The sequence below is a fragment of the Veillonella parvula genome (assembly GCF_002005185.1).
GTDB classification, from domain to species: domain Bacteria; phylum Bacillota; class Negativicutes; order Veillonellales; family Veillonellaceae; genus Veillonella; species Veillonella parvula_M.
The window spans coordinates 126,844-152,486 of the sequence record NZ_CP019721.1; the positions used below are offsets into that span (position 1 = coordinate 126,844).

A 25,643-nucleotide genomic window follows, 5' to 3' on the forward strand; every position below is an offset into this window, starting at 1 on the left:
AATTATGCCCATTAGGCATACCTCGCCTAAAGCACTATGTAAGTATATCAATTACAGCAGTTCATGTCAAACAATTTCCAATGTCACACACCGCTCTACAGCTGCATTTTATGTGTACACTTATCCGTGTGTTCCATTCAAACTTGAATTATAAATGAAGAGTGATTTTTTATTCATATATCATTATTTTTATGTATAAATAATCATTCTATGCATTTACTATTATTTTTTCTTTTACCAATTATGCAAAATTAATATAAACACCATTTTATTATGATATAAATTAATACAGAACAAATATTTGTATTTATAAGTTACTAAAGAAAGGAGATTATATGATTAAACTCATTAAACGTTATTCAAACTTTAATCCCCCTGTAATTATAGGTAGCTTGTCTATCGTCTTAGGGCTGAGCTTATGTGCCCTTCTGATTCCGCAAATATCTCAAACGATCCTCCAAGGGATTCGTGATATTATATTTGAAGATTTCAGCTGGTTTTATGTTTTATCCATAAGTCTCTTCTTTATCTTCAATATCTTTCTTGCACTTAGTTCGCTAGGTGACATCAAACTTGGTAGCGACGATGAAGAAGCGGAATTCTCTTATACAGCTTGGCTCGCCATGTTATTTGCGGCAGGTACTGGTGTAGGTCTCATGTTCTTCGGTACTGCTGAACCGCTCTCACATTATCACTCCGCTGTAGGCTTAGTCGATGGTGTTCCTAGCGCCAAGGAAGCGTTATTCCGCTCCATCTTCCACTGGGGCATCAATGCATGGACGGTATACGGAATTATGGCTTTAGCATTAGCGTATTTTGGTTTTCGCTATAAGTTGCCATTATCACTACGTTCATGTTTCTATCCGCTGTGGAAGGATAAGATCAATGGCCCACGAGGGCACATTATTGATATCATCGCACTTTGTGTAACTTTATTAGGTATCGTAACCACCTTAGGATTTGGTGCGGCCCAACTAGGTGCAGGGTTCCTATATATTGATATCATCTCCACTAATGACTTTTCCGCACAAACGGTCATCATTATCATCATTATGTCCATTGCCGTTCTATCTGCTGTTACAGGTATTGATAAAGGCGTTAAGCTGCTCAGCGAAATCAATATATCTGTTGCATTAGTCTTAATGCTTTTTGTACTATGTGCAGGTCCTACATTACTCCTATTAAATACAATGGTAGAAAACTTTGGATACTATCTATCACATATTTTAGGGCAAAGCTTCTATACATCTATCTATACACCAGAAACCCGTCCATGGTTCTTCAGCTGGACCATACTATTCTGGGCTTGGTGGTTATCTTGGGCACCATTTGTGGGCATGTTCATTGCGCGTATTTCAAAAGGTAGGACTATTCGAGAGTTCATCTTTGGGGTACTCATTATTCCAACTGTTTTTACTATCGTTTGGTTTACTATCTTTGGTAATACTGCAATTTATATCGATGAAACAGTAGCAAACGGTGCACTCGGTGCATTAACCGATAAACCAGAACAACTACTCTTTGCATTCCTTGAATATTTACCTTTATCCGGTTTAACTAGTCTTCTATCGATTATCGTATTAGCATTATTTTTTATTACATCTGCCGATTCAGGTATTTATGTGTTAAATAATATTGCGGCCTATGATAAATCCACTTCATCTCCAAAGTGGCAATGCTTGATGTGGGGCTCTGTAATGTCCTTTCTTGCCATCAGTTTGCTCAGCATCGGTGGGCTTAATGTACTACAATCGGTAACGCTCATTCTCGCCTTACCATTTGCAGCCTTGATGGTTATCATGTGCTACAGCTTATGGCAAGGATTATTGACAGATACGCAATACTTTAACACAAAACTTTCAACCACATCCATCTACTGGGACAGCAAGAACTGGAAACAAGGTCTTGCCAAGATACTCAACCAAACGCAGTCGGAAGATGTTATTTCCTTTATGAAAACAACAGCACTGCCTGCTATGTATCAGCTCAATAAAGAATTAACCGAAGAGTACGGATTAACTGCGAGAATTGACAAACATTTCAATGGTAACGACGCTTCCGTAGAGTTAACCATCGAAAAAGAATCAATGCGCAACTTTACCTACGGCATCAAACTCGTTACGCAAGAAGTATCGGATCATCTCATTGAAGATCCTAACATTCCTCACATTACTGAAAGCACCAACGCAATTCCTATGACATATTTCAGTGACGGGCGCGCCGGATACGATGCACAGTATATGACACGGGAGGATATCATTACCGATATCATTCGACAGTACGAACGATATCTTACTTTATCGGATGACGTCGGTTATGACATCATGTCTCATGACGCGGAAGAAGCAGCTGAATAGAAACCAATAATACCTATAACAAAAGGGTGCACCTCGCAGGTGCACCCTTTTTATTATGTCGCACAATATCAACTATGCAACAGGTCTATACAGTTAATATAGCTTAACGGCTAATCCAAAGTAATTAATCTTCAGACATAACCTCTTCCGTAATATCAATGATTTCAGGTGTATTTTTTACAACTTCAATCTTACGGTAACGACTCATACCTGTACCAGCAGGAATCAACTTACCAATGATTACGTTTTCTTTCAAGCCCAACAATGGATCGATTTTACCCTTGATAGCAGCATCGGTAAGAACACGTGTCGTTTCTTGGAATGATGCAGCAGACAAGAAGGAGTCCGTTGCCAAAGCGGCTTTCGTAATACCCAATAGCGTGCGTTTGCCTGTAGCATTTTCACGACCATTGAGAGTAAGACGACGGTTTTCTTCGTCAAAGGTATTAACGTCCACCATATCCCCTGGAAGCATATCCGCATCGCCAGCTGTTTCAATTTTAACTTTATGAAGCATTTGACGAACGATAACTTCGATATGTTTATCGTTAATTTCTACACCTTGGGATTTGTATACTTTTTGTACTTCGTATACGAGGTAACGTTGAGTTGCTTCAGTACCCATGACACGCATGATGTCATGAGGATTGATGGAGCCTTCAGTCAAACGAGCTCCCAAGGATACCACATCCCCGTCTTTAACGATAATGCGGGAGCCGTAAGGAATGAGGTAATCAAGTTCAATACCATCTTCACCAGTGATAAAGATAGTGTTCGTACCTTTCTTACCTTCATTAGGTACAACACGAACTGTACCTTCATTTTCAGCGATGATAGCATTACGTTTTGGTTTACGAGCTTCGAACAATTCTTCGACACGTGGCAAACCTTGTGTAATATCATCACCTGCGACACCACCAGTATGGAATGTACGCATTGTCAACTGAGTACCAGGTTCACCGATGGATTGTGCCGCAATAATACCAACAGCTTCACCAACTTGAACTTGGTTGCCAGTTCCTAGATCACGACCATAGCACTTGCGACATACGCCATATGGGCTACGACAAGTCAATACGGAACGGATTTTTACTGTTTCATAGTGTTTTACAACTTCATCAGCTAACGCCTCTGTGATTTCACCATTAAGAGGAACGATGACTTCGCCAGTTTCCTTGTTAACTAATTCTTCAGCTGCAATACGACCTACGATACGGTCTTTTAATGGCTCGATAACACCAGTACCTTCAACGATAGCTTCCACTTCAATACCGTGGATCTCATTGTTGCGTACTTGTACTTCTTTTACATCGGAGTTAAGGATAGCTTCGATACCTTCTTCAGTGAGACGTGTATCAGCTGGGAAGATTTCTACCCCTTCGCTGTCAACGATTGCTTGTACAGTATCCTTGTTCAACATATTTTGAACCATAGTTTCTTTCAATGTTGCACGGATGCTATCGTCGCTTTCACCAAGAATAATTTTTTGAACCAAGTTAGTATGGTTAATATCGCTATCAGAGCCCAAATGTGCACCGCGCAATGCGATAGATGTAACACCAGCTTCAGCAATATCTGCCAAGCATTGTTCATCCAAGATAGTTTCAGCTGGTACAACAAGTTCCCCTGTTTCAGCATTCACAACATCTTTATCTAAAACGCGACCAATGAGTTTATCTTTAAGCAATTCTAATGCTTGACGTGGAGATGTAGCCAAACGAGCACGTTCACGAACGAGATCGATACCTACAACGTCACAATCGTCCTCACGAACGATTACGTCTTGAGATACGTCAACAAGACGACGTGTTAAGTAACCGGAGTCAGCTGTACGAAGCGCTGTATCGGCTAACCCTTTACGAGCACCATGAGAGGATGTAAAGTAATCCAATACAGTCAAACCTTCTTTAAAGTTTGCTTTAATTGGCAAGTCAATGATTCGACCAGATGGATCGGCCATCAAACCACGCATACCAGCAAGCTGACGAATCTGTTGTTTATTACCACGGGCACCAGAGATAGCCATCATGTAAACAGGGTTAAAGCCGTCTTTATCGCACGCCATATTATCCATCATCGCATCGGTAACATCTTCTGTTGCCTTTGTCCATAATTGGATAGTTTTACGATAACGTTCTTCTTCTGTAATAAGACCACGACGGTACATACGAGATACTTTTTCTACCTCTTGTTCCGCTGTATCTAACAAACTAGTTTTAACTTCTGGTACTTTAATATCAGCAATAGCTACCGTCATACCTGCGCGACGAGCGAAGGAGTAACCCAAGGACTTGATGCGGTCCAATAGTTCTGCTGTTTTTTCATTACCAAACAATTGGAAACATTGATCAACCAATTTACCAACTGTTTTCTTATCCATAACCTTACCTAAAGAGTAAGTGCCATCTTCACGTTTCTCGTATTGCCACAATTCTGGGAATAAAGCATTGTTGAAGATCAAGCGACCTGCTGTTGTTTCTACACGGCCATGATCAGGTAAACGGATATAAAGAATATCTTGCAAACCAATGATATGAGACTCATAGGCAAGCATAACTTCATCATAGGTAGCAAATGTTTTTGCTTTATCACGAGTATCTTCGCGTACAACTGTTAAATAGTATGTACCTAAGATCATATCTTGAGAAGGTACTGCTACCGGCTTGCCGTCCTTAGTGGACAAAATATTATGGCTAGAAAGCATCAATGTACGAGCTTCCGCTTGTGCTTCTACGGACAATGGTAAGTGACACGCCATTTGGTCACCGTCAAAGTCGGCATTGAAGGCTGTACATACTAATGGATGCAATTTGATAGCACGACCTTCCCAAAGGATTGGTTCGAAGGCTTGAATACCAAGTCTATGCAATGTAGGGGCACGGTTCAAGAGAACTGGATGTTCTTTGATTACCTCTTCTAAGGATTCCCATACGCCAGGGCCGATTCTTTCGACTTGGCGTTTAGCAGCCTTAATATTGGATGCTTGACCACGTTCTACCAAGCGTTTCATAACGAACGGTTTGAACAATTCCAATGCCATTTCTTTTGGCAAACCACATTGGTGCATTTTAAGTTCAGGACCTACTACGATTACAGAACGACCGGAGTAGTCAACACGTTTACCGAGCAAGTTTTGACGGAAACGACCTTGTTTACCTTTAAGCATGTCGGACAAGGATTTCAATGGGCGGTTACCAGGACCTGTAACAGGACGACCGCGACGGCCATTATCAATCAATGCATCAACCGCTTCTTGAAGCATGCGTTTTTCGTTGCGCACGATGATATCAGGAGCACCCAAGTCGAGTAAACGTTTCAAACGGTTGTTACGGTTGATAACACGACGGTATAAATCGTTGAGGTCAGATGTAGCAAAACGGCCACCATCTAATTGGACCATAGGACGCAATTCAGGTGGGATTACAGGAACGATGTCCATAATCATCCATTCTGGACGGTTCCCAGATTGACGGAATGCTTCTACTACTTCCAAACGACGAACTGCACGGATTTTACGTTGACCACTAGCAGTGTTCAACTCTTCGCGCAATTCGGCATTCAATGCTTCAAGATCAAGTTCTGATAAGAGAGCTTTTACCGCTTCAGCACCCATGTCGATACATGCGAAGAGAACCTCTTCAGCAGCGCCTAACTCATAGCGTTCTTCGCGAGTTAATTCTTCGTATTCCTTATCAGCTTCTGGTATTGTTGCATCATCACGAAGAGCCGCATTATAGCGCTCTTTGCGTTGTGCTTCACGAACAATAGCTAAACGTTCATTACGTTGAGCCACTGTTTCGATTACGACGGATTTACCACCGATAGTATAACCGTCTTCATTAAATTGAGCTTCGTATTCGCGGTATTCTTGCTCGGACAACAATTGACGTTTTGTCAATGGTGTACCAGCTGGATCTACTACGATGTAGGAAGCAAAGTATAATACGCGTTCCAAAGAACGTGGTGATATGTCAAGGATAAGACCCATACGGGATGGGATTCCTTTGAAGTACCAAATGTGAGATACAGGAGTAGCCAATTGAATATGGCCCATACGTTCACGACGTACTTTCGCACGGGTAACCTCTACACCACATTTGTCGCAGACTACGCCTTTATGGCGGATGCGTTTATATTTGCCGCAGTGACATTCCCAGTCCTTTGTTGGTCCAAAAATGCGTTCACAGAATAGACCATCACGTTCTGGCTTCAACGTACGGTAGTTAATTGTTTCAGGTTTCTTAACTTCCCCATGAGACCAGGATAAAATCTGCTCTGGAGAGGCTAAACCGATTCGCATGGAATCGAATTCATTTACGTCTAGCACTACTATCGCTCCCTTCCTTATAGATAGTTTTAGTCTTCATCGTTAGAGGAGTCGCCCATTGGGTACGCCAATTGGCTAAGGATATCATCTTCACCGCCATTATCAGCTGGTAAGTCTTCCTCTTCCTCTACTTCTGGTTCTACTACAGTTACTTCATCAGTTTCTACAGCACTGCCTTCCATAACTTCTTCAATACCAGTTTCTACCACCTCATCTTCGTCCTCAAGTTCTTTCATAACAACTTCTTCTTGATCTTCATTCAAGATTTTTACATCAAGACCGATACTTTGAAGTTCTTTAAGCAATACCTTGAAGGACTCAGGTACACCTGGTTCAGGGATATTTTCGCCTTTAACGATTTTTTCGTATGCTTTCACACGACCAACAACGTCGTCAGACTTAACAGTTAATAGCTCTTGAAGGGTATAGGCTGCGCCATATGCTTCTAGAGCCCAAACTTCCATTTCCCCGAAACGTTGGCCACCGAACTGAGCTTTACCGCCCAAAGGTTGTTGTGTAACAAGGGAGTACGGACCTGTAGAACGAGCATGGATTTTGTCATCAACCAAATGATGGAGTTTAAGCATGTAAACGTAACCAACAGTAACGCGGTTATCCATCGGTTCACCAGTACGACCATCATATAGAACAGTTTTACCATCATCAGGACGACCTGCAATCGCCAATGTTTCGAATACGTCCTTTTCGTGAGCACCATCAAATACAGGTGTAGCAATATGAATACCTGCTACATCTGGTTTTGGCATGCCATATTTGTCAAAATCATAGCCAAGGCTTTCCAACTCTTTGCGAATTTCAACGCGTTTTTCTTCAGCAGAGTGAATGTTGTTAAGAGTATTCTTGACTTTGCTAATTGCCTCTAATTCTTCTACAAGCGCAGGATCCATTTCAGGAGCCTCTTCTTCAGAATCAAAAAATTCTACATGAAGTACATTGTATTTAGCTTCAATAGCTTTAAGCTCTTGGAAACGAGCTTCACCACCCATAGCATCCAATTTCTTTTGCGCTGCTTTTTCTACATGTTTTAAGATTTTAGTTTTCAAAGTAATGATTTGCTCATTTTCTTCGAAATGATTTACCGTAACATCTTCCGAAACTTTCGCTTCCAATGCTTCAATTTGAGCATAAAGGTCGCGGATTGCATCGATTTGTTCCCAGTAAGATGCATCAGTACGGGCTTCTTTCAACACGTTTTGAATGTGAAGGTCTGTAGCTTTAATTTTCATACCTAAGCCTTGAACAGCCCACCCCAAGTGAGTTTCAAGAACTTGACCGATGTTCATACGAGAAGGTACACCCAATGGGTTCAATACGATTTGTACTGGAGTACCATCTGGAAGGAATGGCATATCTTCTTTTCTCATAACGCGAGAAACGACACCTTTGTTACCATGACGGCCCGCCATTTTATCGCCTTCATGAATCTTACGTTTTTGAGCGATATATACGCGAACAAGTTTATTTACACCTGGTTGTAATTCGTCGCCATTTTCACGGGTAAAGACTTTTACATCTACGACTTTACCAGATTCACCATGAGGCACGCGCAAGGAAGTGTCGCGAACTTCACGTTCTTTGTCACCAAAAATAGCACGCAACAAACGTTCTTCTGGAGTAAGCTCAGTTTCACCTTTTGGTGTAGCTTTACCTACAAGGATATCGCCAGGATGTACTTCTGCACCAATGCAGATAATACCATCTTCGTCTAAGTTTTTAAGTGTGTCGTCACCTGTATTAGGCAACTCACGAGTAATTTCTTCAGCACCTAATTTGGTGTCACGAGCATCACATTCGTATTCTTCAATATGAATAGATGTATAGATATCTTCTTTGCAGAGTTCTTCACTAAGCAAGATAGCATCTTCGTAGTTATAACCTTCCCAAGGCATGAACGCTACAAGAACGTTATAACCTAATGCCAATTCGCCGCCATCTGTAGCAGGACCATCAGCCAATACTTGGCCTTTTACAACATGATCGCCACGATTAACGATTGGTTTTTGGTTAAAGCATGTGGATTGGTTAGAACGAAGGAATTTATTCAAACGGTATGTATCAACACGACCATCGCTGTCGCGAAGAACGTGGATTTCATTACCCCAACAACGTACAACTTTACCTGCTTCACGCGCCAATACGCAAACACCAGAGTCAGTAGCTGCTGTATATTCCATACCTGTACCAACAAGTGGTGCTTGAGCGCGCAAAAGTGGTACTGCTTGACGTTGCATGTTCGCGCCCATCAAGGCACGGTTAGCATCGTCATTTTCAAGGAATGGAATCATAGCTGTACCAATGGATACAACTTCTTTTGGACTTACGTCCATATAGTCAACCTTATCCGGTGTAACTTCTAATACGTCATGACCACGACGACAAGCTACGTGTTCAGTTGTGAAGTACCCCTCTGCATCAAGCGGAGAGTTTGCTTGGGCAATTGTCATGCCTTCTTCTTCATCAGCTGTCATATATACTACGCTGTCAGATACGCGCACTTTAACAACTTTATCAGCATCCTTGCCTTTACCATACACTTTTTCTACTTTACGGTATGGTGCTTCGATGAAACCAAATTCGTTTACCTTTGCATAGTTGGACAAAGAGTTGATCAAACCGATATTTGGACCTTCTGGAGTTTCAATAGGACACATACGGCCGTAATGAGAGTGATGCACGTCACGGACTTCGAAGCCTGCACGCTCACGAGATAAACCGCCAGGTCCAAGGGCAGATAAACGACGTTTGTGAGTCAATTCTGCTAATGGGTTTGTTTGGTCCATGAACTGGGACAACTGGGAGGAACCAAAGAATTCTTTGATAGCTGCCACTACAGGGCGAATATTGATCAACGCTTGAGGCGTAATGGATTCAGTTTCTTGAATGGTCATGCGCTCACGAACAACACGTTCCATACGAGTTAAACCGATACGGAATTGGTTTTGCAACAATTCGCCTACGCAACGAAGGCGACGGTTTCCCAAGTGGTCGATATCATCTGTATGACCTGCACCATCCATAAGGTTGAGCAAGTAAGAAATGTTAGCGATCATGTCTTCACGTGTTACTGTACGGTGATCATATGGTAAGTTGCAGTTATTACAGATAACTTTGGACTCTACACCATCATTATTTACAATGTAGAATTCAGCGAAACCTTCACCATCGAATACATGGCTATTAGCAACGATATCAAGTTGTTCTTCCCCAACTTGTACGCCTGCATCAAGGATAATTTCGCCAGTTTCTGGATCTACAATTGGTTGAGCCAATGTTTGACCCAACATACGTTGGCGCCAGCCAAGTTTTTTGTTCAATTTGTAACGACCAACGCGCGCTAAGTCATAACGGCGTGCATCGAAGAACAAGTTATCGAACAAGTTGCGAGCAGACTCTACAGTAGGAGGCTCACCTGGACGTAATTTTTTATAGATTTCAACCAATGCTTCATCAGCAGATTGAGTTGTATCTTTTTCTAATGTACGAACGATGCGTTCATCATATACTGGTAAACCATCCTCATCAGTTTTACCATTCCAGAAGAGGTCGAGGATACTTTCATTAGTATCCCAACCTAATGCACGTACCAATACAGTGGCTGGTAATTTACGGTTACGGTCGATACGAACAGCTACCACTTCACTAGCATCTGTTTCAAGTTCAATCCATGCACCACGGTTAGGAATAACTGTGGAATCATACAAACGGTTACCCATTGTATCGATTTCTTTATTGTAGTAAACGCCTGGAGAACGTACCAATTGGGATACGATAACACGTTCTGCACCATTGATGATGAAAGTACCTGTATCTGTCATCAATGGGAAATCGCCCATGAATACTTCTTGTTCTTTAATGTCCATATTTTCTGGATCATTATTTACCAAGCGAATATTTACACGAAGTGGTGCTGCGTAAGTAGCATCACGATTTTTACATTCATTAATATCATACTTAGGTTCACCTAAGCTGAAACCTTCAAAAGAAAGTACTAGATTACCTGAATTGTCTTTAATCGGAGAAATATCGTTGAAAATATTTTGTAAACCACTCTCCAAGAACCACTCATACGATTTACGTTGAATGTCCAATAAATGCGGCATCTTGATAACTTCGTTAATTTTAGCGTACGTATAACGAGTTCGTTTGCCTACCTGTTCAGGTTTGAACATATTTGCTTTCACCCCTATCAAAACACACTGGTCTACCATTTTCTATAACGGCATGAAAAAGACATCTTACAGGTCTCAGTTTTCCTGCTCGGGCAACGTCAAATAAAGCAAGGTCCATTTCATTTTTAAAATAACCTTGCTTCCCATTAACCAAGCACAACCTTGGAAGAAAACCTCATCACTATTTGTGTTATAGTTTTTACATCCAAAAGCAGAAAACGCTACTTTTGCAATATATAATTTTATCAGTATTAAAAAAGACTGTCAACCAAAAGGGTTGACAGTCTTTCACTTTCATGCTCTATTCATGTATCAAAAGAGAACTATAAGATTAGTTACCTTTTTGTTTTAAAAGTTTCGCACCAGCAATACCAGGGCGAGTCATTTCTTTAGGAGAAAGAATATGATTGATTTCATCCTCAGTCAATAAGCCTTGATCCAAGATAATATCACGAATAGCTCGACCAGTTTCATACGCTTCTTTCGCCAATGCAGATGCAGTTTCGTAACCAAGGTGTGGTAACAATGCTGTTACGATACCTACGGAACGGTTCAACCAGTATTCGCATTGTTCACGATCTACTTCAAGATCAACGAGCAATTTATCAACGAATGTATTTACACCATTTTTAAGGTAGCAAAGGTTATTGAACAAGTTGTATGCCAATACAGGTTCCATAACATTTAACTCGAATTGACCATTTTCTACAGCTAATGTAATAGTAAGGTCATTACCGATAACTTGGTAACACACTTGATTCAATACTTCAGCAATAACAGGATTTACTTTTCCTGGCATGATAGAGGAGCCTGGTTGACGGGCAGGCAATTTTAATTCACCAATGCCACAGCGAGGTCCAGATGCCATTAAGCGAAAATCATTTGCCATCTTAATCAACACAAGTGCAGTTACCTTCAAACCGCTAGAGATATCAGCAAATACGTCTGTATTGTTTGTGGCATCGATTAAGTTCTCCGCGGTGTAGAACGGTTCGCCTACTACTTCACTAAGTTCATAAGCTACATCATGAATATAATTAGGCTCAGCATTAAGGCCTGTACCAACTGCAGTGGCACCCATGTTGATTACATGTGCACCTTCAACGGCAGATTTAATGCGTTTAATACCACGACGAATACCAGATGCATAAGCGCCCATCTCTTGGCCCAATGTAATAGGCACCGCATCTTGTAAATGAGTACGTCCCATTTTTAAAATTTCACTATATTCTTCAGCTTTTTTCTCAAGCTCATCAACAAGACGTTGCAAAGCTTCAAGTAACGGTTTAGATTTCAAAATTGCACAAACTTTAATCGCTGTTGGGAAAGCGTCATTTGTAGATTGTGCCATGTTACAGTGATTGTTAGGGCTTACAATATCATAGCTACCTTTTGGATGACCTAAAATTTCACAAGCACGATTTGCCAACACTTCGTTCATATTCATATTCACAGAAGTGCCAGCACCACCTTGAATTGGATCAACTGGAAATTGGTCAGCAAATTCACCTGCAATAACTTCATCAGCTGCTTGAACAATCGCTTTACCGATAGATACATTGAGACGACCTGTTTTCATATTAGCTAAAGCAGATGCTTTTTTTACCATCGCTAGAGCTTTAATAAAATCTTGGTCTAAATGTTTCCCTGTAATATGGAAGTTTTCTAAGGCACGAATCGTTTGCACACCATAATATAACTCATCCGCTACTTCTAATTCACCTAGGAAATCATGTTCTTTTCTCATAATAGATCCTCTTTCCACTATTTCATATATTAGATGATAGTTTAATGAAACGGTTTTATCTTATGCGCTCATTATAGCATGTATTTTGTATACATAAAAGTTATTTCATGTATTCCGAATAAACAATATTCTATACAATATATTATTTCATAAATAATTATTTTTTTGTAATTATCTCCATATTATCTCCATATTTATAAAGGCTCTGTTTTTATCTTTGATTGGTTTAAATATTACACGCCCTATAGTACAATAATATAAACTATGTAAGTAAGGAGTAACTATGATTAACAATCACATGCTGCGCATAGGTGCGCTCTTTTTATTAACCGTTTTGAGCTACGGCTTTTATAATGCCTATTTGCCAATCACTGATCCGGTGGAGTCCAACTATGTTCTCTCCGCCATCACCATGCTAAAACATAACTCATGGATATCCCCCATGATATACGATCACGTATGGTATGATAAACCACCGCTCACCTATTGGGCACTTATGATTACGTACAAACTATTTGGCATATCTGACTTTACATCTCGTATACCAAATACGCTTGTTGCGGGAGCCAGCGTGGCCCTAATGTACCATATAATTTACCGCATATCTAAAAATACTTTTGCTAGTGTACTCTGTGCTATTCTATTAATGAGTACACTACAGTTTTGGTACATATCTCATGCAATTATAACCGACGGATTTCTACTTCTCTTCACCTTAGCTATATTTGGATATAGCTATTTAGCTTTTACCAATAATGACAAGTCAGCTATGGTGAAAGCTTACATTGCTGCTGCCTTAGCTGTAATTACCAAAGGACCTATAGGCATCATCTTGCCCGGCCTGATATTACTCATTTATGTATGCGCTCGCTATATAGTCCATAGAAAAGATGAAAGTTATCAGCTTTCAAAGGATATTAAATTACTATTTAATCCCTTAGGACTATTAGCCTTTATAGCGATAGCTAGCCCTTGGTATATCGCTATGTATTCCATTCACGGTGAGCAGTTTATTTCCGGATTCTTAGGTCTACACAATGTAGATCGAGCTCTTATATCTGAGCATCCTAAATTTAATGTATGGTATTACTATCTATTAATTGTACCCCTTTCACTATTACCATGGACACCTGTAATAGTCTATCATTTAAAAGATCTTAACTGGAAAGATGATTTTGATCTATTAGGTATTATATGGTTTATAGTTATAGTTCTATTCTACTCTCTAGTAGCTACAAAGTATCTAACCTACACATTACCTGCCATTATCCCTTGTATAATATGGGCGGCTGTAAAAATTTGTGAATTAGTTACTGACAAAGAAACCGGTGAATTTACTCAATCATTCAAAAAGTTTAATTATTTAATTACCCTACCACTAGGTATTTACTACATGATTTTTACATTTACTACAGCTTTTGATAAAAGTCTTGATAGTAAACCGTTAATCGTAGGTTCCTTTATTATAGTATGTATGATTTTAATCGGTCGATACTACATAACATCATTTTTTAAACTAGCAATATATGCTTTAGTTCCACTAATTACTTTATACTCAGCTATTACAATTACAGTACCACCAATATTATTTAATCAATCTGGTTTACAGTTTAGAACGTTCATCGAAGATACATCAAAACCAATATATGTATATGGCAGTTACTATACTTCTATTGTATATTACATGGACACTACACCTACCCAAGTTTTTGTAGATACAACAGATGATTCTATATGGACCGAAGGCAAAACATTGATGCCTACAATAACTAAAGAAACATTTCTAAAAGATGTATCAAATAATCGTGGTGCCTATGTCATCGTTCCTAAAAAATATGACAAGGATTTCTCTAATGCATTACCGTATCCAAAGGCAAAATTAGTCAACAAAACAAAACTCGCATCAATTTATAAGCTTCAATAAAAAAGGCGTACCCATAGGGTACGCCTTTAATATGGTTAGAATTATTTCAATTCTACGGATGCGCCAGCTTCTTCTAATTGAGCTTTCAAAGCTTCAGCAGCTTCAGCAGCAACGCCTTCTTTTACAGGTGCAGGAGCACCGTCAACGATAGCTTTAGCTTCTTTCAAGCCAAGACCAGTTGCTTCACGAACAACTTTGATTACGTTGATTTTAGATGCGCCAGCATCTTTCAAGATTACGTCGAAGGAATCTTTAGCAGTGCCGCCTTCAGCACCACCAGCAGCTGCTACAGCTACAGGAGCTGCTGCAGTTACGCCAAATTCTTCTTCGATTGCTTTTACAAGATCATTAAGTTCAAGGATTGTTGCTTCTTTCAATTCAGCAACGATGTTTTCAATGTTCAATGCCATTTTAGATTTCCTCCATAAATTAGTTTATAGTGCCAGCCTCAAGCGGCCAACGAATACTTTGCAAAAAATATTATTCTGCAGGTTTTGCTTCTGCAACAGCTTTGACAGCGTATGCAACATTGCGAACAGGAGCTTGCAATACGGAAAGCAACATGGAAAGCATACCTTCGCGATTTGGAAGAGATGCAATTGCTTTAACGCCTGCTGCGTCCATAACTTCGCCTTCAACGATACCAGCTTTAACTGTTACAACTTCTTTTTCAGTTGCTTTGATGAATTGTTCGATTACACGAGCAGGTGCAACAGCATCGTCTTTAGAAGTAGCCAACGCAGTTGGACCTTCTAAATGCTCAGAGAAACCTTCAAGATTCAATTCGTTTGCAGCGATACGAGTCAAAGTATTTTTGATTACTTTGTATTCAACACCTTCAGCCAACATTTTGCGACGAAGATCAGTTGCTTGCGCAACAGTTAAACCAGAGTAACCAATCAATACAGCACCTTTTGCTTCAGAAAGAGTTTCTTTCATTTGAGCAACGATTGCTTTTTTTGATTCAGTGACAGCCATTAGATTACCTCCTTGTAGATTTTTTTGGTGCTCTATGTACTATCTTAGCGTAAAAACGACCCCATCGCACGCGATGAGGTCGTAACTAGTCCTAGGTTGTTCTAGTGTCAGCCTCAGCGGGCGGATTTTCATCCATTATACATACCAGCCGTCTACAGCTAAGAGACATATTTAATTATTGCTCTTTAGAAACAGTGCTCAATTTGAACACGTTCAAAGGTACACCAGGGCCCATTGTAGCGGACAAGGTTACAGATTTAATGTATTGACCTTTAGCTGCTACAGGTTTAGCCTTGATAATAGTATCAACGATTGTACGGTAGTTGTCAAGTAATTTTTCTTCATCGAAAGATGCTTTACCGATAGAACAAGAGATAATACCTGCTTTATCAGTACGGTATTCGATTTTACCAGCTTTGATTTCGTTTACTGCACGAGCAACGTCTGGAGTTACTGTACCAACTTTAGGGTTTGGCATCAAGCCTTTAGGACCCAAGATTTTACCAAGACGGCCAACTTGACCCATCATGTCTGGTGTAGCAACTACTACGTCGAAGTCGCTCCAACCACCTTGGATTTTAGCTACTAACTCTTCAGAACCTACGAAATCTGCACCAGCTTCTTCAGCTGCCTTAATATTGTCGCCTTTTGCGAATACAAGAACGCGTTTAGTTTTGCCAGTACCATGAGGCAATACTACTGCACCACGAACTTGTTGATCAGCGTATTTAGGGTCGACATTCAAGTTGAAAGCCATTTCAACTGTTTCATCGAAATTTGCAGTTGCAGTTTTCTTAACCAACTCAATTGCTTCTACTGGTTCGTAGAATTTACCAGCTTCAATAAGTTTTACTGCTTCAGCGTATTTCTTACCTACTTTTGCCATTATAATATCCTCCTTATGTGGTCAAACGGGAATTCCCTCCCACCGATTTGCGCCTTATGCGCAAGTCGTACGCTTATTAGTCAACGATTTCAATGCCCATGCTGCGAGCAGTACCTTCCACCATGCGCATACCTTGTTCTACGGTATTAGCATTCAAGTCAGGCATTTTCAATTCAGCAATTTCACGAACTTTATCGCGACCTACTTTTGCTACTTTATCACGGTTAGGTACACCAGAACCTTTTGGAATACCTGCAGCTTTTTTCAACAATACTGCAGCTGGTGGAGTCTTAGTGATGAAGTCGAAGCTACGATCTTCATATACATTAATAACTACTGGAATAATTAAGCCAGCTTGTTTAGCAGTGCGTTCGTTGAATTCTTTTGTGAAAGCAACGATATTAACACCTGCTTGACCTAGTGCAGGACCAACTGGTGGTGCTGGAGTAGCTTTAGCGGCTTCAATTTGTAGTTTTACTTGTTTAACTAATTTCTTAGCCATGGGTAATTAAACCTCCTATGCTTATACTGTGGTGGTAACGGATATACATCCTCCCACTGGCAACCAAAATCGATTGCTCTTTTTAGAGTTATATTTATATATTAAAGAGCTTTCTCAACTTGAGAGAACTCTACCTCTACCTCGGTATCTCGATTGAACATTTCCACACTAAGTTTCAATGTTCCTTTTTCAGGGTTAAGTTCGGTAATAACACCTAGTTTATCTTCAAAGGCACCGGACGTAATGCGAACCGTTTCACCAACTTCTACATCAACGTTAATGGTTGGTTTCTTATCCAAGCCCTGAGACTTAAGTATATGTTCTACTTCGGAATCAGAAAGTGGAACTGGTTTTGTAGCAGAGCCAACGAAACCTGTTACACCTGGCGTGTTGCGTACAACATACCAAGAACGGTCATTAACTTCCATTTCCACCAATACATACCCAGGAAATATCTTACGTTTTACTACTTTTTTAACCCCATCTTTTTCATCTATTTCGTCTTCAAGAGGCACCAAAATTCGGCTGATCACATCTTGTAGCCCCATAGATTGAACTTTAAGTTCAAGAGTGGTTTTTACTTTATTTTCGTAGCCTGAATAGGTATGAATTACATACCACTTCTTATCTGCTTCCATGTAATGGCCCCCTTATCCAACAAAGTGCAACAACGTATTAAAAAGTTGGGCAAAGAGTCCATCAAGCACAGAAATAATCAAAGCGATGAATATGGTCACTAAGAATACTACTATTGTGTAATTGATAAGCTCTTTTTTTGTTGGCCAGACTACTTTTTTTAGTTCAGCTTTCACACCGCGGAAGAATTTTCCAAATCCACCACGCTGCTGCACTGCTGAGTTAGACTTTGCCATTGTGTTTCACATCCTCAAATCAACAGGTAATGAATGATAAGAATTATTTTGTTTCACGGTGTAATGTATGTTTACCGCAGAATTTGCAATATTTCATCATTTCAATACGATCAGGATTGTTCTTTTTATTCTTGTTCGTTTGATAGTTGCGTTGTTTGCAATCTGTGCAAGCTAAAGTAATGGCATTACGCATCCGGATACACCTCGCTTTATATTTACTAATCTGTCTCTTGTACTCGAAAACGCTCGACTACATACTAAAAAACTATATCATACGTAGCAAGCGATGTCAAGAAATTAAGCAACTCAAAAAAGCCAGGCACGTATGCCTGACATGGATAGTATAACAGACAATGGCGCCCCTTGTCTACCCAAAGAACGCCATGTCATATTAGCTTATAGTTAGCTTATATATATTATATTTAATATTATAATTACATATTTACTATTATTGCTTCGTTTATTACTGTTTCTTTGTGAAAGTTACTTTCACGATTTGCCAGAAGAAGGCCAATGCCCCCAATATCATGATGGTATCGCCAACCATGCGAAGCCAACGCAAATTTTGTAACAATGGTTGTTGCATAAAGTCTTCACTGCGAGCGAGCCATAAGCCTTGTGTAACACTTGCCCAACTTTGAATCAAGCCAATTGGCAATAGACTGATAAGAACCATTAACGCAAGGCCCCAATTCAATGCCCAGAAACCGAATTTCATCAACTTGTCGTTAAATTCCACTTCAGGTCGAATATAACGAGCGATGAGGAATACAAAGCCTAAACTCAAGAACCCGTATACGCCGAACAACGCCGTATGAGCATGAACAGCTGTCGTATTTAGACCTTGAATATAGAACAAGGAAACCGGCATATTAATTAAGAAGCCGAAGATGCCTGCACCCACCAAGTTCCAGAAGGATACGGCAATGAAGCAGTATACAGGCCATTTTAGTCGATGCATCCAAGGAGCACTATGAAGGCGTGTATAATTTTCAAACGCTTCATATCCCAAGAGTACAAGAGGCACTACTTCCAACGCGGAGAACGATGCCCCTGTGGCCACGATAGTCGATGTAACACCGGTGAAATAAAGATGATGGAATGTACCAGGGATACCGCCGATAAGGTAAATGGCACCGGACGAAATCGCTGCTATGGTACCTGCACGGTAAGATACGAGACCAAGTGTTACGAAAATAAAGGCCATCAACGTAGTAGAGAATACTTCAAAGAATCCTTCTACCCAAAGGTGAATAACCCACCAGCGCCAGTATTCCATGATTGCCAAGTGGCTGTGTTCTCCGTAGAAAAGACCTGGTCCATAGAAAATACCGACCATCACAACGGAGAAAATAAAGGCAGCAATAAGGTTTTTATCCCCTTTATTTTTGAAAGCACCAATGATGCTGCGCACCATGAGTACAAGCCAAAATAGAATGCCGATATATTCAATCCATTGCCATACGCGCCCCAACTCGATAAACTCATATCCTTGGTGACCCAAGTAGAAGTTTAGAGACGCCGGAATCTCATGAGCAACACCTAAATATGTACCTGTAAAGGAACCCACTACCAACACAACGAGTGCCCAGAACAAAATATCCACGCCCAATTTTTGGAACTTAGGATCTTTACCGCCATTAATAATCGGCGCCAAGAATAAACCGGCACTCAAGAATGCCATCGCAATCCAGAACAAGGATGCTTGAATATGCCAAGTACGAGCAATAGAATATGGGAAATACTGCGCCAATGGAATGCCATAGAAAGCCTGTCCTTCTACGGTGTAGTGCGCAATGATACCACCCATACCAAGTTGGAGTAAAAATAATGCCAAAATCGTAAATAAATATTTTCCTAAAGACCGTTGAGATGGTGTGAGATGCAATTTGGAAATTGGATCTTCCGCAGGTGGTGTTAATTCATGTTCATCTTGTTTGCGACCGAATGCCCACATCCATACGACAATACCAATACCACAAAGTAAAATAATAACACTCACAACAGACCAAGCTACGCTTTCCGGTGTTGGATTATGATCTAACAATGGCTCGTGAGGCCAATTGTTGGTGTATGTTGCATCTGTACCAGGGCGTTGAGTCGATGCCATCCACGTAGTCCAGAAGAAGAATCGTGCCATATCAATACGATCTTTTAATTCTGGCAACGTATTGTCTTTCATCGCAAAATGATCGCGTGTTTCGGACAATTTAGGGTTATCACCATACAGTTCAATAAAATATTGTCCGGTTAAATTCATCGCTGTAATACGTTCCGGTGAAAGCACAACAGTTCCATCTTCACGAACAGCACTGTTAAAGTACTCTGCTTTAACTGCTTCTTTAACAGCCGCTTTCTGCACATCACCTAACTGTTCATAAAGAACACCAAAAGCTTCTTGAGACTTGATATCAAGCATTACGGACACTTCTTTGTGCAACCAATCAGCTGTCCAGTCCGGGGCTTGATATGCGCCATGACCTAGTACGGTCCCTACAGATTGACCACCTGTAGATTGCCAAGCCGATTGACCATGTAAGATATCATCCTTAGTGAACAAAACCTGTCCATCTTGAGATACATACGCGGTTGGTACCGGTGGCGCTTGATGATATACATCAGTACCCAAATAGCCAAGAATAGAGAATCCAATAATAAGAACTGCTACTACGGCTATCCAATACTTTTTGTATTCGCCCATCACATTACCTCCTTTTCTATAAAAGCACAAAAAGAGAGCCTATGCTCTCCTTATATATAATATACACTAATTTTATAAATAAAGTTGTATCTAAGGTTACAATATATTAAAATTTCTTCTCAATTTGTATCAATAGTATGATTATTCTTTGAAGCCTGAATACAACGTATATGTCACATTACAAAATCATCATTGTTTCAATATATTAGTGATTCAATCCTATACTCTTAATCATCAAAATATATAAAATAAAAGGGACCCAACGGGTCCCTTTTATTGAATCTAAAATTCAATTATATAGCTAATGTATCGATACATTGAGCTATAAACTTGTATTAACCTTCGATTTCTGTTACTACGCCAGCGCCTACTGTATGGCCACCTTCGCGGATCGCGAAGCGAAGACCTTCTTCGATAGCGATTGGAGTAATCAATTCGATTTCCATTGTTACGTTATCGCCAGGCATACACATTTCTACACCTTCAGGAAGGTTTACAACACCTGTTACGTCTGTTGTACGGAAGTAGAATTGTGGACGGTAGTTGGAGAAGAATGGAGTATGACGGCCACCTTCTTCTTTAGTCAATACGTATACTTCTGCTTTGAATTTTGTGTGTGGGTTGATGGAGCCTGGTTTAGCCAATACTTGACCACGTTCGATGTCTTTACGATCAACACCACGAAGCAATGCACCTACGTTGTCACCTGCTACTGCAGAATCCAACACTTTACGGAACATTTCAAGACCTGTTACTACATATTGTTCAGCTTTTTCTTTCAAGCCTACTACTTCAACAGTATCACCAACGTTTACTTGACCACGTTCAACACGGCCAGTTGCTACTGTACCACGACCAGTGATTGTGAAAACGTCTTCCACAGGCATCAAGAATGGTTTATCAGTATCACGAACTGGTGTTGGGATGTAGGAGTCTACAGCGTCCATCAATTCGTCAATTTTAGCTACATATTGAGCATCGCCTTCCAAAGCTTTCAACGCGGAACCTACAACGATAGGTACTTCGTCGCCAGGGAATTCGTAGGAAGAAAGAAGTTCACGAACTTCCATTTCTACCAATTCGATCAATTCTTCATCGTCAACCATGTCAGCTTTGTTCAAGAATACTACGATTGCAGGAACACCAACTTGGCGAGCCAACAAGATGTGTTCGCGAGTTTGAGGCATAGGGCCGTCAGCTGCGGATACAACCAAGATAGCGCCGTCCATTTGAGCCGCACCAGTAATCATGTTTTTAACATAGTCAGCATGGCCTGGGCAGTCAACGTGTGCATAGTGACGGTTAGCAGTTTCATACTCAACGTGTGCAGTGTTGATTGTGATACCGCGTTCACGTTCTTCTGGAGCTTTATCAATCATGCTGTAATCTTGGAAGTCAGCTTGACCTTTTTCAGCCAATACTTTAGTGATTGCAGCAGTCAAAGTAGTTTTACCATGGTCAACGTGACCGATTGTACCGATGTTAACATGCGGTTTCGTACGTTCAAATTTTTCTTTTGCCATTAGGATTATATCCTCCTTCACAAAAACAAATTACATTCTAGTATTAATATAATATATTAACCCTAATTTATCAATGGAATATAAGATTTCCTTACCTATTATTATACCATATATACAAAGTCTTAGAATAGCATGTCATATGTAAAGAAATAAAAAAATCCCCACCAAGGTGAGGTTTAATGGTGGCGGCACACGGATTTGAACCGCGGACACACCGGGTATGAACCGATTGCTCTAGCCAACTGAGCTATGCCGCCATGTATGGAGCTAGTGACCGGGATTGAACCGGTGACCTTATCCTTACCAAGGATACGCTCTGCCGACTGAGCTACACCAGCACAATGAACGATCATTTCACTGTGGTTTTTATGGTTGCGGGGACAGGACTTGAACCTGCGACCTTCGGGTTATGAGCCCGACGAGCTACCAACTGCTCCACCCCGCTATGAATGGTGGAGGGAGAAGGATTCGAACCTTCGAAGTCGAAGACGGCAGATTTACAGTCTGCTCCCTTTGGCCGCTCGGGAATCCCTCCATAAATAAAATGGAGCTGGCGATAGGAATTGAACCCACAACCTGCTGATTACAAGTCAGCTGCTCTACCTATTGAGCTACGCCAGCATCATTACGACAAGATGAATTGTATCACCTAGCACACTAAGTGTCAAGAACCTTTTAAAAACTTTTTTGAAGTTTTTTCGTTCACTGTGGTCACCCTTAGTGCTTAATCATAATAACATGAAACGATACCCTATGCAAGTATTTTGTCAAAAAAAATTTATATTTTATCAATCCTCTATAAAATGCCTTGTTTTCAGGATATATCCAGTAATCAACTTTTATTTACTAGTATATTCTTTATATACCTTTACATAGTTGCATTCCTTACCAGTCCATACTTACTACCATCCATATTTCAGGTTTAGTAGAATCAAATAATAGGAAGTTACAGAACTATATTTTACCTAATAACTGTAATTATATAACTAAAAAAGGAGATAGACCGCTATCTCCTTCTATACATTTATAGTTTTTTCTATATTCAACCAATATGTTCAAACATACATTTAATCGATTGCAATAACATGATCTGGATGTGCAATACTAACTACAGCATGTTTAGGATTATTGTTATGTTCTAAGTACAACTGGTCCCCTTCAATATGTCCACGCCAGCCAACGACAATAGGATACTTCTTACTAATAGTTTTTAACAACTCAAATGGTTTTAGATTTAAGATAGGTGCAAAGAATACATTAATACCATCTAGCAAAACTACTTCCGTATCGCTACGGCTAAGAGCACGGCAAATAACTTCTTCCGCTAATTGAGGCCGTTCATCACGAGGCACGAGCAAAAACTCTTCCTCGATGAGTTGCTTAGCTTCCAAGTATTTCCAGCCCTTCTGCTCAGACAGTTCACGAATTAGCAAACTTTTACCAGAACCTGGACCACCAACGATAAACAATATACGTTCATCATCACCTTGAATCTTTTCCCAACGTTCTTTTACATCTTGTACAGTAACCATACCCTTTGCCTCCTCGCTGTGACCTATCCTATTTTACAGGACGGTCAGATAACATAACGGATTTGATATATTGGTTTTTATCATCTAGGGCAAACTGTAAATAAGAGTTGCTTGCCGCTGGATTTTTATATTCATATACGGTAGACGTCCCCGCCTTTGTTGTAGATTCAACAATACGAGTTGGCATACCATACACAAAGAGCAATAAATATTTGGTATCACCCATTGCGATTCCACGACGTGTAGGCGTATACACATTTAATAATACGCGATTGATAAGATCTTTTTTATCTACACTCACACCGTATTCATTATAGCCAATAAAAGTGGAACCAAACAATATGCCTTGATGTTTCCAATCATTATTAGGATCATTAACAAAATGGTCATTCAACTTGAACCCACGCAATACAAAATCATCAGCCGTAAGTGTACCAGCTTCAAAATCATACACTTCAGCTTTCGGCAATCCAAATCTAGGCCATACTTGTCCACTAATAATATCTACAGCCTCTATATTACTTTGTTTAATGGTGAAAGCAATATATTCTTTTTGCTGACCAAGCATAGATTGTTGTTGGCTATCACTATTTGTATTCTCTACGGGACTCTTAAACTCCTTTTTTTGAGGCAATGAATTTTCGGAATGCCCCTCATAAAGGAAAATATATGTCTCATTTTTCTTATCACGCCACATCGCATTAGGACTGCCATAGGCAAATATCAATTCCATCCGTGTGCTACCAGGACCAATGTCGCGTACTGTATTAGAGCCTTTTTTCGTACTATGAATATTTGTAATAGTATTTGGTTCAAAGAAGTAAGTCGCCCCTTGCCCACGTAATTGATTGTTAACCAACAATTCTTGAGCAGGTCCAGTATATACAGTTACTGCTACATCTTTCATGTAATACGTAGTAAAGTTATCACGTACCTCAGTTTTTTCTACATCTTTTGGAACTTCAAACTGATCTCCCAATCGGTATGTGCCGATAGCATAGTCATCCTGAGAACCTAAAGGCGGTAAACTGTTTGCCGTATAAGACTTACCAATATCAGCTAAATTATTTTGAGTGATACTCGGCAAAGAACCTTCGTTCTCACTAGCCGCTTGCCAGAATTGTATAGAATCACCAAATTCAGTTACAGCCATTTGCTCTGCGAGCCATCCGGTTTTAGAACCTTCCTGTTTCGTTTTTGGATCTAGCTTAACAACTCTAACTGGTGCATTATCAAGGTAAGACAAGCTATCAACCTCACCAGTTCCATCTACACTACCATCATTGCTCGCATTAGCGGAATCTTGAGCTACAACGTTAGTGTCATCAGTAGTTTCTACTGCAACTGGATTAAAAGTGGAAATGGCAGGCTCTGCTGCATAACTGATTGTAGTAGCACACAAACCCACAAGGAGGGCCGCTACAATACGGCTCTTCATAGAATAGTTCATCGATTATTCTCCAACTGTGCACGCAACCAATTCAACCATGGTTCAAGACCGTTGTGGGCGGTGCAACTTACTTCAAAAATTTCTCCATTTGGATTTAAATTACGGATATCTTGTATTGCCTGCTCCTTTTTGAAAGGCACATAGGGCAATAAATCAATCTTGTTAATAAGGATGGCCTTAGACTCTTTAAAGATTAACGGATACTTAAGGGGCTTATCTTCACCTTCGGTAACAGATAAAACCGTTACTTTCATGCTTTCACCAATCTCAAATTCCGCAGGGCACACTAAATTGCCTACATTTTCGATAATAATCATATCGAGGTCATCAAGATTCAGATCACCTAAGGCATCTTGAATCATCTGTGCATCGAGATGGCACCCACCAACCGTATTAATCTGGATAACAGGCACACCCAACTCATGAATGCGCTTGGCATCCTTTGCCGTAAATAAATCGCCTTCAATAACGGCTAAGCGATACTCCTTTTTTAAATCTTGTAGGGTTGCCTCCAAAAGGGAAGTCTTACCTGCCCCAGGTGAACCTAACAGATTAAATACAAATATATTCTTTTCCTTAAACAACTGTTGTAAAGCCTCTGCAATAGCATCGTTTTTTGCCAGTACATTAGTTTTAACTTGAACTTGCATGCCC

17 protein-coding genes and 5 tRNA genes are annotated in these 25,643 nt (G+C 40.2%); 2 read left to right on the forward strand and 20 right to left on the reverse strand.

Annotated features, from left to right (window positions below):
• Positions 1–335: 335 nt before the first annotated feature.
• On the forward strand, positions 336–2,357 hold the full coding sequence (locus tag B1A77_RS00735) for a BCCT family transporter (RefSeq protein WP_077707624.1): 2,022 nt from the start codon (positions 336–338) through the stop codon (positions 2,355–2,357).
• A 124-nt stretch (positions 2,358–2,481) separates the two neighbouring features.
• Here the strand turns inward: B1A77_RS00735 and rpoC are convergent, their stop codons facing one another.
• From rpoC to B1A77_RS00750, 3 genes are all read right to left on the reverse strand, one after another.
• Entirely contained in the window at positions 2,482–6,684 is a 4,203-nt protein-coding gene (rpoC, locus tag B1A77_RS00740; RefSeq protein WP_004693548.1) for a DNA-directed RNA polymerase subunit beta', read from the reverse strand.
• A 29-nt stretch (positions 6,685–6,713) separates the two neighbouring features.
• A complete protein-coding gene (gene rpoB / locus B1A77_RS00745) occupies positions 6,714–10,874 on the reverse strand; it encodes a DNA-directed RNA polymerase subunit beta (protein ID WP_077707625.1) in 4,161 nt (1,386 codons plus the stop codon).
• Positions 10,875–11,205: 331 nt separating this feature from the next.
• Positions 11,206–12,621, reverse strand: a complete 1,416-nt coding sequence (locus tag B1A77_RS00750) for an aspartate ammonia-lyase (protein ID WP_077707626.1) — start codon at positions 12,619–12,621, stop codon at positions 11,206–11,208.
• Between the two features lie 283 nt (positions 12,622–12,904).
• On the opposite strand from B1A77_RS00750, the gene B1A77_RS00755 reads away from it, so the two are divergent.
• The gene (locus tag B1A77_RS00755) at positions 12,905–14,545 is read left to right on the forward strand and encodes an ArnT family glycosyltransferase (protein ID WP_077707627.1); all 1,641 of its coding nucleotides are present in this window, start codon (positions 12,905–12,907) and stop codon (positions 14,543–14,545) included.
• 41 nt (positions 14,546–14,586) lie between these two features.
• Here the strand turns inward: B1A77_RS00755 and rplL are convergent, their stop codons facing one another.
• The 17 genes from rplL to hypB form a co-directional block, all read right to left on the reverse strand.
• Positions 14,587–14,955, reverse strand: a complete 369-nt coding sequence (gene rplL, locus B1A77_RS00760) for a 50S ribosomal protein L7/L12 (RefSeq protein ID WP_008714934.1) — start codon at positions 14,953–14,955, stop codon at positions 14,587–14,589.
• A 70-nt stretch (positions 14,956–15,025) separates the two neighbouring features.
• On the reverse strand, positions 15,026–15,523 hold the full coding sequence (gene rplJ, locus B1A77_RS00765; RefSeq protein WP_008714932.1) for a 50S ribosomal protein L10: 498 nt from the start codon (positions 15,521–15,523) through the stop codon (positions 15,026–15,028).
• Positions 15,524–15,698: 175 nt separating this feature from the next.
• Positions 15,699–16,409 carry a 50S ribosomal protein L1 gene (rplA, locus tag B1A77_RS00770; protein WP_077707628.1) on the reverse strand — a complete coding sequence of 237 codons (711 nt, stop codon included), beginning with the start codon at positions 16,407–16,409 and terminating at the stop codon, positions 15,699–15,701.
• 76 nt (positions 16,410–16,485) lie between these two features.
• Positions 16,486–16,911 carry a 50S ribosomal protein L11 gene (rplK, locus tag B1A77_RS00775; protein WP_004693535.1) on the reverse strand — a complete coding sequence of 142 codons (426 nt, stop codon included), beginning with the start codon at positions 16,909–16,911 and terminating at the stop codon, positions 16,486–16,488.
• Positions 16,912–17,012: 101 nt separating this feature from the next.
• On the reverse strand, positions 17,013–17,549 hold the full coding sequence (gene nusG / locus B1A77_RS00780; RefSeq protein ID WP_004696753.1) for a transcription termination/antitermination protein NusG: 537 nt from the start codon (positions 17,547–17,549) through the stop codon (positions 17,013–17,015).
• A 12-nt stretch (positions 17,550–17,561) separates the two neighbouring features.
• The gene (gene secE, locus B1A77_RS00785) at positions 17,562–17,783 is read right to left on the reverse strand and encodes a preprotein translocase subunit SecE (RefSeq protein ID WP_004693531.1); all 222 of its coding nucleotides are present in this window, start codon (positions 17,781–17,783) and stop codon (positions 17,562–17,564) included.
• A 43-nt stretch (positions 17,784–17,826) separates the two neighbouring features.
• Positions 17,827–17,976, reverse strand: coding sequence for a 50S ribosomal protein L33 (gene rpmG / locus B1A77_RS00790; protein ID WP_004693530.1), 150 nt, complete (start codon positions 17,974–17,976; stop codon positions 17,827–17,829).
• A gap of 270 nt (positions 17,977–18,246) precedes the next feature.
• Entirely contained in the window at positions 18,247–20,484 is a 2,238-nt protein-coding gene (locus B1A77_RS00795) for a nitric-oxide reductase large subunit (RefSeq protein ID WP_004693527.1), read from the reverse strand.
• A 335-nt stretch (positions 20,485–20,819) separates the two neighbouring features.
• Positions 20,820–22,007, reverse strand: a complete 1,188-nt coding sequence (gene tuf, locus B1A77_RS00800) for an elongation factor Tu (protein ID WP_012864763.1) — start codon at positions 22,005–22,007, stop codon at positions 20,820–20,822.
• 180 nt (positions 22,008–22,187) lie between these two features.
• Positions 22,188–22,264, reverse strand: a tRNA-Met gene (locus B1A77_RS00805).
• A gap of 5 nt (positions 22,265–22,269) precedes the next feature.
• Positions 22,270–22,345: transfer RNA gene (locus B1A77_RS00810), tRNA-Thr, on the reverse strand.
• Positions 22,346–22,376: 31 nt separating this feature from the next.
• A tRNA-Met gene (locus B1A77_RS00815) sits at positions 22,377–22,452 on the reverse strand.
• A 5-nt stretch (positions 22,453–22,457) separates the two neighbouring features.
• Positions 22,458–22,542 (reverse strand) — tRNA-Tyr (locus tag B1A77_RS00820).
• A 10-nt stretch (positions 22,543–22,552) separates the two neighbouring features.
• A tRNA-Thr gene (locus tag B1A77_RS00825) sits at positions 22,553–22,628 on the reverse strand.
• A 446-nt stretch (positions 22,629–23,074) separates the two neighbouring features.
• The gene (gene brxF / locus B1A77_RS00830; RefSeq protein ID WP_004695092.1) at positions 23,075–23,539 is read right to left on the reverse strand and encodes a BREX-3 system P-loop-containing protein BrxF; all 465 of its coding nucleotides are present in this window, start codon (positions 23,537–23,539) and stop codon (positions 23,075–23,077) included.
• A 28-nt stretch (positions 23,540–23,567) separates the two neighbouring features.
• Positions 23,568–24,989, reverse strand: a complete 1,422-nt coding sequence (locus B1A77_RS00835; RefSeq protein ID WP_077707629.1) for a hypothetical protein — start codon at positions 24,987–24,989, stop codon at positions 23,568–23,570.
• On the reverse strand, positions 24,986–25,639 hold the full coding sequence (hypB, locus tag B1A77_RS00840; protein WP_060919012.1) for a hydrogenase nickel incorporation protein HypB: 654 nt from the start codon (positions 25,637–25,639) through the stop codon (positions 24,986–24,988). The genes B1A77_RS00835 and hypB overlap by 4 nt, the downstream gene beginning before the upstream one ends.
• Positions 25,640–25,643 lie beyond the last annotated feature (4 nt).

Excerpts from the sequence above, each read along its gene's own strand:
- B1A77_RS00750 (WP_077707626.1), bottom strand. The coding sequence starts at position 12,621 with ATGAGAAAAGAACATGATTTCCTAGGTGAATTAGAAGTAGCGGATGAG.
- rplK (WP_004693535.1), bottom strand. The coding sequence starts at position 16,911 with ATGGCTAAGAAATTAGTTAAACAAGTAAAACTACAAATTGAAGCCGCT.
- B1A77_RS00795 (WP_004693527.1), bottom strand. The coding sequence starts at position 20,484 with ATGGGCGAATACAAAAAGTATTGGATAGCCGTAGTAGCAGTTCTTATT.
- B1A77_RS00735 (WP_077707624.1), top strand. The coding sequence starts at position 336 with ATGATTAAACTCATTAAACGTTATTCAAACTTTAATCCCCCTGTAATT.
- tuf (WP_012864763.1), bottom strand. The coding sequence starts at position 22,007 with ATGGCAAAAGAAAAATTTGAACGTACGAAACCGCATGTTAACATCGGT.
- rpoB (WP_077707625.1), bottom strand. The coding sequence starts at position 10,874 with ATGTTCAAACCTGAACAGGTAGGCAAACGAACTCGTTATACGTACGCT.
- brxF (WP_004695092.1), bottom strand. The coding sequence starts at position 23,539 with ATGGTTACTGTACAAGATGTAAAAGAACGTTGGGAAAAGATTCAAGGT.
- nusG (WP_004696753.1), bottom strand. The coding sequence starts at position 17,549 with ATGGAAGCAGATAAGAAGTGGTATGTAATTCATACCTATTCAGGCTAC.
- B1A77_RS00755 (WP_077707627.1), top strand. The coding sequence starts at position 12,905 with ATGATTAACAATCACATGCTGCGCATAGGTGCGCTCTTTTTATTAACC.
- secE (WP_004693531.1), bottom strand. The coding sequence starts at position 17,783 with ATGGCAAAGTCTAACTCAGCAGTGCAGCAGCGTGGTGGATTTGGAAAA.
- rplL (WP_008714934.1), bottom strand. The coding sequence starts at position 14,955 with ATGGCATTGAACATTGAAAACATCGTTGCTGAATTGAAAGAAGCAACA.
- B1A77_RS00835 (WP_077707629.1), bottom strand. The coding sequence starts at position 24,989 with ATGAACTATTCTATGAAGAGCCGTATTGTAGCGGCCCTCCTTGTGGGT.
- hypB (WP_060919012.1), bottom strand. The coding sequence starts at position 25,639 with ATGCAAGTTCAAGTTAAAACTAATGTACTGGCAAAAAACGATGCTATT.
- rplJ (WP_008714932.1), bottom strand. The coding sequence starts at position 15,523 with ATGGCTGTCACTGAATCAAAAAAAGCAATCGTTGCTCAAATGAAAGAA.
- rpmG (WP_004693530.1), bottom strand. The coding sequence starts at position 17,976 with ATGCGTAATGCCATTACTTTAGCTTGCACAGATTGCAAACAACGCAAC.
- rplA (WP_077707628.1), bottom strand. The coding sequence starts at position 16,409 with ATGGCAAAAGTAGGTAAGAAATACGCTGAAGCAGTAAAACTTATTGAA.